This is a genomic window from Pseudomonas lurida (assembly GCF_013522705.1).
Classification (GTDB): domain Bacteria; phylum Pseudomonadota; class Gammaproteobacteria; order Pseudomonadales; family Pseudomonadaceae; genus Aquipseudomonas; species Aquipseudomonas quebecensis.
On record NZ_JAAMRE010000006.1, the window covers coordinates 166148 to 178824 of the forward strand.

A 12677-nucleotide genomic window follows, 5' to 3' on the forward strand; every position below is an offset into this window, starting at 1 on the left:
GGTGTGCCCGCTCCGGCAGATTGATTTACAGGTCAGTGATTTCCTTGTGGCGTGGCACCAGGGTCTTCATCACGCTCCAGGCCACCAGATACGCCAGGGCACAGATCGCGAACATGATCATGTAGCCGGTGTGGATGTCATTGATGGACTTGTAGTAGTCAAATACCCAGCCGCCGATCTTGGTCATCACTACACCGCCCAGCCCGCCGGCCATGCCGCCAATGCCGACCACCGAGGCCACGGTTTTCTGCGGAAACATATCGGACACCGTGGTGAAGATGTTGCACGACCATGCCTGGTGCGCCGAAGCACCGACGCCGATCAACAATACCGGCACCCAGAAGCTGATGTAGCCCAACGGCTGCGCCAGCAGGACCACCAATGGGAACAGCGCAATCACCAGCATGGCTTTCATGCGGCCGTCGTAAGGGGCGTCGCCTCGGGCCATGAAGTAGCTGGGGAACCAGCCGCCGCCGATGCTGCCGACCATGGTCATGCTGTACAGCACGGCCAGGGGCATCACGATATCGGCGCCTTTCATGCCGTATTGCGCCGCCAGGTAGGTGGGCAACCAGAACAGGAAAAACCACCACACGCCGTCGGTCATGAACTTGCCGAACGCAAAGGCCCAGGTTTGGCGATAGGTGAGCAACTTGAACCACGAGACTTTTTTCGGCGTGGCGCCTGCAGGTGCCTGGGCGAACGGCTGAACGGTCTGGTCGCTGCGGATGTAAGCCAACTCCTCGGCCGACAGGCGTTTCTGCTCTTCAGGCTTCTGATACAGCCCGATCCATACCGCTACCCATACGAAACCGAGCATGCCGATCACGATGAAGGCGGCTTCCCAGCCCCACAGGCCGGCGATCAGCGGTACGCAGATCGGCGCCAGGATCGCACCGACGTTAGCACCGGAGTTGAAGATACCGGTGGCCAGCGAGCGTTCTTTTTTGGGGAAGTATTCAGCGGTAGCCTTGATCGCAATCGGGAAGTTACCCGCCTCACCAACCGCCAGCACCGCGCGGGACAGCATGAAGCCGGCAATCGACACCGGGATCACCGCCAGCCCGATGGCGCCACTGATGGCGGCGATGCCCTCGCCCATCGGCACGGAGAACGCATGCATCACCGCACCCGTGGACCAAATGGCGATGGCGATCACATAGGCCGCCTTGGTACCGATTTTGTCGACGAAGCGTCCGGCGAACAGCATGGAAATGGCATACACAAACTGGAACACGGCGGCGATGTTGGCGTAATCGGTGTTGCTCCAGCCGAATTGCGTCGACAACTGCGGCGCCAGCAGGCTGAGCACCTGGCGGTCGAGGTAGTTGACGGTCGTGGCGAAAAACAGCATCGCGCAGATGGTCCAACGATAGTTGCCGACGGCCTGGCCGACACGATGGGCTTTGATGGGCTCGCTTAGATTCATGGCATCACTTTTTATTTTTGTTAGATAGGACATACGCAACGTCATATGTCGTCGTACAACTGCGACTTTTATATCGGGCCGCGTGGACGCTGTCAATCCGGCATTACCGGTAAATTAGGCAGCCTCGTTCAAGCAAGGTCATATGATGACAAGGCGGGTAATCACCGTTTTATCAGCGGGAGAAACGCGGTGTGCTTTTGAGGGGCTGCTGCGCAACCCAGCGCGGGGCAAGCCCGCTCACCACAAAAAAACCGCTCACCACAGCGCTGTTGGTCAGCCCTCAGGCCGGTTCAGTCGCTGGGCGGCAAACCCGCAGCACCAGGCTCGGTGCCTGGCCGGGAACGTCGTCGAGCAGGCCGTGGCGCTGCATGCCGATCTTCTCCAGCACGCGGATCGACGCCGTGTGGTCCGGACGCACCAGCCCGAACACTTCGGGCAATTGGAGGGTTTCGAACGCCAGTGTCAGCGCGTCGCGGCCCAGTTCGGTGGCATAGCCCTGCCCCCAGGCCTGAACGGCAAAGCGATAACCAAGGTTGATACGCTGCTGGCCGAGGTAATTCATAGGCGCGATACCACCAAAGCCGATGATGTGGCATGGCGTGTCGCGATGGGCAATCGCCCACCAGCCGTAGCCGCCGCTGGCCCACTGCGCCATCCATCTGTCGAGCAGCCGTTGTGCATCCGCCCAATGCTGCATAGGCCCCGCCGGGTTGAACAGATTCGTCTGGGGGTCGCCGAAGATCGCGAACAATCGCTGCACATCATCGAGTTGTGGCGCACGGTAAACCAGGCGTGAGTGGCTGGACGGCATTCGCTGATTGCTCCTTAGGGGTTAAGGCCACTCACCCTATCCGCAAAAAAACGCAAATAGCGGTGAATTATTTCGCATGCACTTGTATCTGAAGTGACAGAGCGGTGCTATCGCAGTGATAGCACCTCCCCTGTTCTGTTTTAGAGTGGTCCGCATGAAATCACGTAAGAAAAGCGTCAATCCCATCGGATTGAATGACATCACCATTGTCGATGACACCAAGATGCGCAAGGCGATCACCGCTGCTGCACTGGGTAACGCCATGGAATGGTTCGACTTTGGCGTCTACGGGTTTGTCGCCTATGTGCTGGGCAAGGTGTTTTTCCCGGACGCTTCGCCCAGCGTGCAAATGATCGCCGCGCTGGCCACCTTCTCTGTACCGTTTTTGATTCGTCCGCTGGGTGGCCTGTTCTTCGGCGCCCTGGGCGACAAGTATGGGCGGCAGAAAGTCCTGGCGGCGACCATCGTGATCATGTCGCTGAGCACCTTCGCCATCGGCCTCATCCCCGGCTACGACAGCATCGGCATCTGGGCGCCGATCCTGTTGCTGCTGTGCAAGATGGCGCAAGGTTTCTCGGTGGGCGGCGAATACACCGGCGCATCGATCTTCGTCGCCGAATACGCGCCGGACCGTAAGCGCGGCTTCCTCGGCAGTTGGCTGGACTTCGGTTCCATCGCCGGCTTCGTGCTCGGCGCCGGTGTGGTGGTGCTGATCTCCAGCATCCTCGGCGAAGCCCAGTTCGAGTCCTGGGGCTGGCGCCTGCCGTTCTTCCTTGCCCTGCCTCTGGGCATGATTGGCCTGTATCTGCGCCACGCACTGGAAGAAACCCCGGCGTTCCAGCAGCACATGGACAGCCTCGAACAAGGCGACCGCGAAGGCCTGTCCCACGGCCCGAAAGTCTCGTTCAAGGAAGTCGCCACCAAACACTGGCGCAGCCTGCTCACGTGTATCGGCATCGTGGCCGCGACCAACGTGACGTACTACATGCTGCTCACGTACATGCCGAGCTATCTGTCCCACAATCTGCATTACAAAGAAAACAGCGGTGTGCTGATCATCATCGCGATCATGGTCGGCATGCTGTTCGTGCAACCGTTCATCGGATTTGTCAGTGACAAGATCGGCCGCAAACCCTTCATTATTGCCGGTAGTATCGGCCTGCTGTTGCTGGCGATCCCGGCCTTTATGCTGATCACCAGCGGCAAGATCGGTCTGATCTTCGCGGGGCTGTTGATCCTGGCCATCGTGCTGAACTTCTTTATCGGCGTCATGGCTTCCACGCTGCCGGCGATGTTCCCCACGCACCTGCGCTACAGCGCGCTGGCCAGCGCGTTCAACGTCTCGGTGCTGATCGCAGGCCTGACCCCGACCGCCGTCGCCTGGCTGGTGGAAACCACCAATGACCTGTACATGCCCGCCTACTACCTGATGGCGTTTGCGGTGGTCGGCCTGATCACCGGCCTGACGATGAAAGAAACCGCCAACCGCCCTCTGCGAGGTGCGGCTCCGGCTGCCTCGGACATGGAAGAAGCCAAGGAACTGCTGCAAGAACACCATGACAATATCGAGCAGAAGATCGAAGATATCGACGCCGAGATCGCCGAGCTTGAAGCCAAGCGTGAAAACCTGGTGCAACAGCATCCTCGCATCAACTAAGACCTGTCCGTGCGCGGTGGCCACCACCACCGCGCCTTTGGAGTGTTCAGCATGCTTTCCAGCGTCACCGCACCACTGTCATTGCTCAGCCCGGAAGAACGCGCCGCCATCGCCGAAATCGAAGCCACCACCAGCATCCTGCAACTCGTCACGCGTCTGACCGGCATGCGCTTTGCCGGCATCGCCAAATTCACCGACCTGGAATGGGTGGTGTGCTCGGTGCATGACCCTTTCGACATGGGCATCCATCCGGATGACGTGCTCGATCTGGAAACCACGCTGTGCAGTGAGTTCTGCATCAACCCGCAGACCCTGTTCATCCCCCAGGTCAGTCAGAACGGCCGCTTCGCCACGCGTCCGGTGGTCAAGCAGTACGCCATCGAGAGCTACGCCGGTGCTCCGATTTTCCTGCCCGACGGCCGTCTGTTCGGTGCGCTGTGCGCGCTGGACTCCAAGGCGATGCTGTTCGACGACCCCAACCTCGCCGAAACCCTGAGCCTGTTCGCGCGCCTGATCGGCTGCATCTTCTTCGCCAACCTCACTGCCCACGAGCGCTAGTGGATGCCTCGGCGCAGCCCGGCGATATCGCGCTTGGGCGGCAAGCCGAACAGTCGACTGTATTCGCGGCTGAATTGCGACGGGCTTTCATAGCCCACCCTGAAGGCCGCGCTGGAAACGTCGTGATGCTCGTTGAGCATCAACCGGCGTGCCTCGTTCAAGCGCAACCATTTCTGATACTGCAACGGGCTCATCGCCGTCAGCTGGCGAAAGTGATGGTGGAACGTGGCCGCACTCATCTGCACGCGCGCCGCCAGCTCATCCACACGCAGCGTCGCGTCGTAGTTGAGCTTTAACCAGTCGATGGCTTTGGCGATGCGATAGCCCTGCCCGTCCACGGCACAGATGCGTCGCAGGCGACCGGCCTGATCGCTCTGCAGGAGCCGATAATGGATCTCGCGCTGGATCAACGGCGCGAGCACCGGGATAGCGGCGGGTTCATCCAGCAACGCCACCAGACGCACGAACCCATCGAGCAGGCCGCCGGTGACGGTGCCGATACCTACGCCTGTCAATGCGGCCCGCTCACGGGTGGGCGGCGTCTCGCCCTGGGCGATCAACTCCGCAAGCATGCGCAGGTCGAGCTTGAAGGTCAGGCCCAGGCACGGCTGCTCGGCGCTGGCGCGCACCACCTCGGAATTGGCCGGAATATCCAGGGACGTCAGCAGGAAGCGCGCAGGGTCATAGCCGTAGCCATGGCCGCCGACCCACAACTGCTTTTCGCCCTGCGCCACCAGCACGATGCATGGCTCGACCATGCACACCACGGGAGGCTGCGGCCATTCACGTCGATAGAAACCCAGGCCTGGAATCGGCATCGGGCGGTCGCCGGGGCTTGGCACATGCCGGGCAATCGACTGGATCAGCGCGTCCAGGGGCGCTTGATGGAGGTTCATAAGGGGCTCTCTGCTGTGGTCAGTGCACTGTAGCGCGCCACCGCGATACTGTCCCGGTGGGCACGCATGACTCAGAGGATCAGGCAAGTAATCCAGGGTAACGCACTACAGATGCCCGGAGGTCTTGAGGACAATAGGCACACCCCTTTCCTCCAAGGATCATCCGATGAAACGCCTCTTGCTCGCTCTGGGTTTGCTGGTGACGTCTTTTTCTTCACTGGGAGCCGATATGTCCAACGGTGCCGACAACTTCTACACCAGCCCACAAGTGACCGTCGAAAAGGTCTCTTTCAATAACCAATACGGCCTGCGGGTGGCGGGCAATCTGTTCGTGCCCAAGCACCTCGCCCCCGGCACCCGAAGCGCCGCGCTGGTGGTCGGCCATCCCATGGGCGCGGTCAAAGAACAAAGCGCCAATCTCTACGCCACCAAAATGGCCGAACAGGGTTTTGTCACGCTGTCCCTGGACCTCTCGTTCTGGGGCGAAAGCGCCGGCCAGCCGCGCAATGCCGTGCTGCCTGACCTGTATGTCGAGGATTTTAGTGCCGCCGTGGATTTCCTGGGCACTCGGCCCATGGTCGACCGCGAACGCATCGGCGTGATCGGTATCTGCGGCAGCGGCAGCTTCGCGATTGCGGCGGCCAAGATCGACCCGCGTTTCAAAGCCATCGCCACGGTCAGCATGTACGACATGGGCGCGGCCAACCGCAACGGTCTCAAGCACGGCATGACCCTGGAGCAACGGCGCAAGGTCCTGCTGCAGGCGGCCAACCAGCGCTATGTGGAGTTCCAGGGTGGCGAGACCGCCTACACCGGCGGCACGCCGCTGACCCTGACCGGGGACGCCGTGGGTGACGAGTTCTACGACTTCTACCGCACCCCGCGTGGCCAGGTCACGCCCGACGGCGCCTCGGCCCAGACCACCACGCGGCCGACGTTGACCAGCAATGTGAAGTTCATGAACTTCTATCCGTTCAATGACATCGAGACGCTGTCCCCGCGCCCATTGCTGTTGATCGCAGGTGCCGACGCACACTCCCTGGAATTCAGCGAGGACGCCTACCAGCGCGCCGCCGAACCCAAGGAACTGCTGATTATCCCAGGGGCCGGCCATGTAGACCTTTACGACCGGGTCAACCTGATTCCCTTCGCCAAGCTCGGCGCCTTCTTCAAGCGCCAATTGCAATAACCGACGAGCGCGGTGGCCTGGATCACCGGGCTGCCGCCGTTTGCGCTCTACAGGATTCATGTTCATGAACGCTACCCCGCATTCCCCGCGTTGGGGCGCCGTATTCGCGATGGCGCTTGCCGCTTTCACTTTGGTCGCCTCGGAATTCATGCCGGTGAGCCTGCTCACGCCGCTGGCCACGGACCTGCATATCAGCCAGGGCCAGGCCGGCCAGGGCATATCGGTGTCCGGGCTGTTCGCCCTGCTCACCAGCCTGATGATCGCCGCGGTCGCCGCGCGGATGGACCGCAAGCGCCTGCTGCTGGGCTTGACCGCGCTGATGATCGTGTCCGGCACGGTAGTGGCGATGGCGCCCAGCTTTCAGGTGTTCATGCTTGGCCGCGCGCTGATCGGCGTGGCGATCGGTGGTTTCTGGTCGTTATCGGCGGCCACTGCCATGCGCCTGGTGCCCGAGGCCCAGGTGCCGCGTGCCTTGGCGCTGGTCAATGGTGGCAACGCCTTGGCGACAGTGATCGCGGCGCCGCTGGGCAGTTTTCTCGGCGGCATCATCGGTTGGCGCGGAGCGTTTTTCTGCGTGGTGCCGGTGGCGGTGCTGGCGTTGGTGTGGTTATGGGTGAGCCTGCCATCGATCACGTCACCGCGACGGGCCGGCACCGGCAACGTTTTTGCGTTGCTCAAGCGCACGCCGGTGGCCCTGGGCATGCTCGCCGTGAGCGCATTTTTCATGGGCCAGTTCATGTTGTTCACCTACCTGCGCCCGTTTCTGGAAGACGTGACCCACGTCAGCGTGACGCTGCTCTCGTTGATTCTGCTGGTGCTGGGCGTTGCAGGGCTGGCGGGCACGCTGCTGATCGAACGCTTTGTGCAACGCAACCTGTATCGCACCTTGACCTTGATTCCCCTGGCGATGGCCGTGATCGCCCTCGCCTTGGTGAGCTTTGGCGGTTCAGCCGTCATCACCACACTGTTGCTGGGGCTCTGGGGGCTGGTGGCCACCGCCGCGCCGGTGGGTTGGTGGACCTGGCTGGCCCGCACCCTGCCCGACGCCGCCGAAGCCGGCGGCGGCCTGATGGTGGCGATCATTCAATTGGCCATTGCGGCCGGGGCTATGCTGGGCGGCGCGGTGTTCGATCTGCTGGGCTATCAGGCTACGTTCGAACTGAGCGCGGCGGTCCTGTGCGTGGCGGCGATCCTGGCCTGGGCCACGGCCCGCGTCAGCCGGCGCGCCTGCGGCCATAACGCCGAAGGCAGTCTCGCCTGAGTTGCTAAATATTTCTGAGGGAGCGCCGATAAACTGTCATATCCATGACTTGCAGCGACGCCCTGCGGGAAATAATGCCAAATACTCTCGCTCCTATCGTCCGTACCCTCTCCACCCGCACCAGCCTTTCGCTGACCCGCACCTCACTGCTCAATTTCATGGCCTTGTTGGCGTGTGTGTTTATCGCAGCGGCTTATTCTCTGGTGTACATCGCGCACGACCTGGACCACACCGAGCAGGTCGAAAGCGCTTTTTATACGCGCAAAGCCATGCAGTCGCTGGAAAAATCCCTGCGCTTGACCGTCAAGGACTACGCGTTCTGGAGCGATGCCTACAAGCATCTGCACGTCACCGTCGACACGGAATGGGCCTACGTGCGTGAAAACGTCGGCCCGACGCTCTTCAAGGATTTCGGCTTCCAGGGGCTGTTTGTGGTCAACGAGGCCGACCAGACGGTCTACGCCGTGGTCGAGGGCGAAATGCAGAGCGTCGAACTCAGCCAATGGCTGGGGCAGCCCATCACCGGCATTCTTGAGCAGGCCCGCGCCGGTGCCGAGGACCAGGCTCCGGTCACGCGTTTTATCAACGTACGCGGCAGCCCCGCGCTGGTGGCCGCCGCAGCCATCACCCCAGGCACCGATCCCACGGTCACCGTCGATGGCCGGCTGCCCTCGGTGCTGGTGTTCGTCGACCTGCTCACCGCCGACAAGCTGGCGCTAATCGGCCGTGAATTCGGCGTGAACAATCTGCACATCGCCACGCCCGATGACATCGGCAATGTGCTGCTGGTGCCCCTGGGCGAAAACGGCGACGCCGGCAGCCTGCATTGGGACCCCGAACGTCCCGGCCTGCGCCTTATAGGCATTGGCCTGCCGCTGCTGAGCCTGGCCGCATTGCTGGTGTGCCTGATGGCCTGGGTGATTTCACGCCGGGCCACGGCGGACGCCCTGGCCCTGGATGCCAGCCATGCCTCGCTGCAGAACAGCCAGAACGCCTTGGCCACCAGCGAAGCGCGTTTTCGCGACGTGGTGGAGGCCAGCTCCGACTGGGTCTGGGAAATCGACGCACACTGGCGCTTCACTTACCTGTCGGAGCGTTTCCAGAGTGTCACCGGGCTGGACCGCCACGCCTGGATCGGCGCGGCCATGGTTGACCTGCTCGGCACCGAGGCAGGCCTGCTCTCGCAATGGCTGGGCGACCCCGAGCGCCGTCCGGACTTGAGCCTGCAATGTCGCTACGTAGATGCCCAGGGCCAGGAGCGCATGACCCGCCTGGCCGCGCGGGAAATGCCTTGTGGGGGGTTTCGTGGCACCGCGACGGACGTCACCGAAGAAGTCGAGGCACGCCGGCGTATCGAGTTCCTGTCCCAGCATGACGCGCTCACCGGGCTGGCCAACCGCACGCGCCTGCAGGCATTCCTCAATGGCAAGCTCAAGACCTTGCCATCTCCGGACCGTCCGCTGGTGATGCTCAGCCTGGACCTGGACCGCTTCAAACCGGTCAACGACCTGCTCGGTCACGCCGCCGGCGACCGGGTGCTCAACGAGGTCTCCGGGCGCCTGGCCGATTGTGTACGCCACGGCGACCTGGTGGCCAGGGTCGGCGGCGATGAGTTTGTGTTGATCCTCAGCGATGCCGGCACCCAGGACGAGGTCGAGAACCTGTGTCGACGCTTGATCGCCTCCATCGAGCAGGCCGTGCGGATCGACGAGCAGGAGGTGTTTATCAGCGCCAGCATCGGTATCGCCCTGGCGCCCAATGACGCCGGCAACGTAACCGAGCTGTTGCGCTATGCCGACATTGCGCTCTATGAAGCCAAGTCCGCGGGGCGTAATACCTGGCGTTTCTACTCCGGGGAAATGAACGCGCGGATCATCGAGCGGCGCCGCCTGGAAAGCGACCTGCGCTTCGCGATCAAGCACGCCGAACTGCGCCTGCACTTCCAGCCGCGTTACCGCATCACCGACGGGCAAATGGTCGGCGCCGAAGCACTGGTGCGTTGGCAACATCCGGTGCGTGGGCTGATCGCGCCGGACACATTTATTCCGATTGCCGAAGAGTCCGGGCTGATCCTGGCGCTGAGCGACTGGGTCCTGGAAACGGCCTGTGCTTATGCGGCGCGCTGGCCGGACCTGCTGTTTGTGTCGGTGAACCTGTCGCCCACCGAGTTCAAGCGCGGCAATCTGGTGGAGCGCGTGCAGCAGGCGTTGCAGGCCTCGGGCATTGATCCGGCGCGGGTCGAGCTGGAAATCACCGAAAGCGTGATGCTCGAAGACGCTCCCGGCGCGCTGGAAGTGATGCATGCCCTCAAGCAGCTTGGGGTGCGCATCGCCATGGACGATTTCGGCACCGGCTATTCATCGCTGAGCTACCTGCGCGCGTTTCCGTTCGACGGCCTGAAGATCGACCGCAGCTTTCTCAATCGCCTGGAAGAAAGCGAGGATGACAAGGCTATTATCCAGGCCATCGTCGGCCTGGGTCGCGCACTGTCGCTGACGGTAACCGCCGAAGGCATCGAGACCGCCGAACACTTGGCGATGCTCAAGTCGGTGGCCTGTGACGAGGGCCAGGGCTATTTCCTGAGCCGCCCGCTGGACATCACTGCGTTCCATGGGTTGCTGGGCTGACGCGACGGCTTAGGTAAAAAACTGACTCGGCGTTTTGCCGAACTGTTTCTTGAACATGCTGGTGAAGGCGCTGGGGCTGTCGTAGCCCAGCGTCAGCGCCACGTCGATGATTTTCTCGCCCAGCGCAATGCGCTCCAATGCCAGTAACAGGCGCGCCTGCTGGCGCCACTGCCCGAAGGTCATACCGGTGTCTTTGCGGAACAGACGCTGGATGGTTTTCTGGTCCAGCGCCAGCCGCGCGCTCCAGTGGGCGACGGTGGAGGCATCACCGGGATCGTGCTGCCAGGCCTCGCAGATCTGCCGGATACGCGGGTCGGCCGGCTGCGGCAGCGACAGTGGCAAGGCCGGTAACAACGCCAGCTCATCCAGGATCAAGTGCATGATGCGCGCGTCCCGCGAGTCTTCTGCGTACGGCGGCTTGAGGCTGACCGATGCCTTGATCAGCTCGCTCAGCAGCGGCGAAATGCTCACCGCCTTGGTCTCGCTCGGCAAATTCGGGAAACTTTCGGGACGCACGAACACGCTGCGCATTTTCAACGCGCCCACGCAGCGCAGGGAATGAACATGACCGCTGGGCATCCAGAAACCGCGATGGGGCGGCACGGTCCACTGGTTGTGCGCCGAATGCACCACCATCACACCCTCGGTGGCGTACAACAGTTGGTGCTTCTCGTGACTGTGGTCGGGGATCACCCAGTTTTCCGGGTAGTCGGTGGCCGAACTGATCACGGCCCAGTCGCCCTCGTCGATCTCGCGCAGGAATGTGTCCAGTGATTTGATCATTTCGCCCTTTTTGCAATGATTGCCGCCCCAATTACGCGAGACAGGCATTTGCGCCGAATCTAGCATAAACACCGCGTCCAGATAGAGAGCAGCGATTCATAGCATCGCTGCCCGTCTCCACACCGTTTGCTGCCTTGTATGGAATGCCTGCATGTCGACCCTGACCGCCTCACCTGTCGCCACCCCGAGCCCACCCCAAGCCAGTCCGCTGGTGCTGCGCGTCATCGGCGCCTGCGCCCTGGCGCACCTGATCAATGACCTGATCCAGGCGGTGCTGCCGTCGATCTATCCGATGCTCAAGGCCAACTATGGGTTGAGCTTTACCCAGGTGGGCATGATCACCCTCACCTTCCAGCTCACCGCTTCGCTGCTGCAGCCGTGGATCGGCTATCACACCGACCGTCATCCCAAACCGTGGCTGCTGCCGGCCGGCATGGTCTGTACGTTGGTCGGCATCCTGCTGCTGGCGTTTGTCGGCAGCTTCGCGGCGATCCTGCTCGCCGCCGGCCTGGTGGGCGTGGGCTCGTCGACCTTTCACCCGGAAACCTCGCGCGTCGCGCGCCTGGCCTCCGGCGGTCGCTACGGCCTGGCGCAATCGACCTTCCAGGTCGGCGGCAACACCGGCAGCGCATTCGGCCCGCTGCTGGCGGCGGCGATTATCATCCCCTACGGCCAGGACCATATCGCCTGGTTCGGCCTGTTTGCGGTGTTCGCCATCGGCGTGTTGTATGGCTTGAGCCGCTGGTATCGCAACCACCTCAACCTGTTCAAGCTAAAGCAGGGCGGCCAGGCCACCCACGGCCTGTCCAAGGGCCGCGTGACGTTTGCCCTGGTGGTGCTCGCGGTGCTGGTATTTTCCAAGTACTTCTACATGTCCAGCCTGACCAGCTACTTCACCTTCTACCTGATCGAAAAATTCCACCTGTCGGTGGCCAATTCCCAGCTGTACCTGTTCCTGTTCCTCGGTGCAGTGGCCGCGGGCACGTTCTTCGGCGGGCCGATCGGCGATCGCATCGGGCGCAAGAAAGTCATCTGGTTCTCGATCCTCGGCGCCGCGCCGTTCACCCTGGCGCTGCCCTATGTCGACCTGTTCTGGACCGCCGTGCTCAGCGTGGTGATCGGTTTTATCCTGGCCTCCGCGTTCTCGGCCATCGTGGTGTTCGCCCAGGAGCTGGTGCCGGGCAATGTCGGCATGATCGCCGGCATCTTCTTTGGCCTGATGTTCGGCTTCAGCGGGATCGGCGCAGCCTTGCTCGGCCTGCTGGCGGACAACCACGGCATCGAATATGTCTACAAGCTGTGTTCGTTCCTGCCGTTGGTGGGGATACTCACGGTGCTGCTGCCGTCGACTAAAGGGGTTTGACCGCCGGCCATCGGATGGCGGTATGCCATTACGGTTTATGTTCTGAAAAACCTGTGTGTGCGCTTACAATTCGCGTTTAAACGCACACCAGGCAGTTCTGCAC

General features: G+C 62.1%; 10 protein-coding genes. 6 read left to right on the forward strand and 4 right to left on the reverse strand.

The features are described from left to right. Window positions 1-25: 25 nt before the first annotated feature. Both G7025_RS07790 and G7025_RS07795 read right to left on the reverse strand, forming a co-directional pair. A complete protein-coding gene (locus G7025_RS07790) occupies window positions 26-1429 on the reverse strand; it encodes an MFS transporter (protein ID WP_181077883.1) in 1404 nt (467 codons plus the stop codon). 280 nt (window positions 1430-1709) lie between these two features. Then, window positions 1710-2240 carry a GNAT family N-acetyltransferase gene (locus G7025_RS07795; RefSeq protein WP_181077885.1) on the reverse strand — a complete coding sequence of 177 codons (531 nt, stop codon included), beginning with the start codon at window positions 2238-2240 and terminating at the stop codon, window positions 1710-1712. A gap of 154 nt (window positions 2241-2394) precedes the next feature. Between G7025_RS07795 and proP the strand changes: the two genes are divergently transcribed. Both proP and G7025_RS07805 read left to right on the forward strand, forming a co-directional pair. Then, window positions 2395-3897: a glycine betaine/L-proline transporter ProP gene (gene proP / locus G7025_RS07800; RefSeq protein ID WP_181077887.1), complete on the forward strand. Its 1503-nt coding sequence runs from the start codon at window positions 2395-2397 to the stop codon at window positions 3895-3897. A gap of 51 nt (window positions 3898-3948) precedes the next feature. Beyond that, the gene (locus G7025_RS07805; RefSeq protein WP_181077888.1) at window positions 3949-4455 is read left to right on the forward strand and encodes a GAF domain-containing protein; all 507 of its coding nucleotides are present in this window, start codon (window positions 3949-3951) and stop codon (window positions 4453-4455) included. On the opposite strand, the gene G7025_RS07810 is transcribed toward G7025_RS07805, so the two are convergent. Further along, window positions 4452-5351 (reverse strand): AraC family transcriptional regulator, encoded by a 900-nt coding sequence (locus G7025_RS07810; protein ID WP_181077889.1) that lies wholly within the window; start codon window positions 5349-5351, stop codon window positions 4452-4454. The two genes, G7025_RS07805 and G7025_RS07810, sit on opposite strands and share 4 nt — an antisense overlap. A gap of 166 nt (window positions 5352-5517) precedes the next feature. Here G7025_RS07810 and G7025_RS07815 point away from each other — a divergent pair, with 166 nt between their 5' ends. From G7025_RS07815 to G7025_RS07825, 3 genes are all read left to right on the forward strand, one after another. Next, window positions 5518-6540 (forward strand): alpha/beta hydrolase, encoded by a 1023-nt coding sequence (locus G7025_RS07815; RefSeq protein ID WP_181077890.1) that lies wholly within the window; start codon window positions 5518-5520, stop codon window positions 6538-6540. A 64-nt stretch (window positions 6541-6604) separates the two neighbouring features. Further along, window positions 6605-7801, forward strand: coding sequence for an MFS transporter (locus G7025_RS07820; protein ID WP_181077891.1), 1197 nt, complete (start codon window positions 6605-6607; stop codon window positions 7799-7801). Between the two features lie 74 nt (window positions 7802-7875). Beyond that, entirely contained in the window at window positions 7876-10428 is a 2553-nt protein-coding gene (locus tag G7025_RS07825; protein WP_181077892.1) for a bifunctional diguanylate cyclase/phosphodiesterase, read from the forward strand. 9 nt (window positions 10429-10437) lie between these two features. On the opposite strand, the gene G7025_RS07830 is transcribed toward G7025_RS07825, so the two are convergent. Next, entirely contained in the window at window positions 10438-11259 is an 822-nt protein-coding gene (locus G7025_RS07830) for an AraC family transcriptional regulator (protein ID WP_181077893.1), read from the reverse strand. A gap of 103 nt (window positions 11260-11362) precedes the next feature. Between G7025_RS07830 and G7025_RS07835 the strand changes: the two genes are divergently transcribed. Further along, on the forward strand, window positions 11363-12574 hold the full coding sequence (locus G7025_RS07835) for an MFS transporter (protein ID WP_181077894.1): 1212 nt from the start codon (window positions 11363-11365) through the stop codon (window positions 12572-12574). The last annotated feature ends 103 nt before the right edge of the window (window positions 12575-12677 follow it).

Coding starts and splice junctions, on each gene's coding strand:
- G7025_RS07805 (WP_181077888.1), top strand. CDS start 3,949: ATGCTTTCCAGCGTCACCGCACCACTGTCATTGCTCAGCCCGGAAGAA.
- G7025_RS07830 (WP_181077893.1), bottom strand. CDS start 11,259: ATGCCTGTCTCGCGTAATTGGGGCGGCAATCATTGCAAAAAGGGCGAA.
- G7025_RS07825 (WP_181077892.1), top strand. CDS start 7,876: ATGCCAAATACTCTCGCTCCTATCGTCCGTACCCTCTCCACCCGCACC.
- proP (WP_181077887.1), top strand. CDS start 2,395: ATGAAATCACGTAAGAAAAGCGTCAATCCCATCGGATTGAATGACATC.
- G7025_RS07795 (WP_181077885.1), bottom strand. CDS start 2,240: ATGCCGTCCAGCCACTCACGCCTGGTTTACCGTGCGCCACAACTCGAT.
- G7025_RS07815 (WP_181077890.1), top strand. CDS start 5,518: ATGAAACGCCTCTTGCTCGCTCTGGGTTTGCTGGTGACGTCTTTTTCT.
- G7025_RS07835 (WP_181077894.1), top strand. CDS start 11,363: ATGTCGACCCTGACCGCCTCACCTGTCGCCACCCCGAGCCCACCCCAA.
- G7025_RS07820 (WP_181077891.1), top strand. CDS start 6,605: ATGAACGCTACCCCGCATTCCCCGCGTTGGGGCGCCGTATTCGCGATG.
- G7025_RS07790 (WP_181077883.1), bottom strand. CDS start 1,429: ATGAATCTAAGCGAGCCCATCAAAGCCCATCGTGTCGGCCAGGCCGTC.
- G7025_RS07810 (WP_181077889.1), bottom strand. CDS start 5,351: ATGAACCTCCATCAAGCGCCCCTGGACGCGCTGATCCAGTCGATTGCC.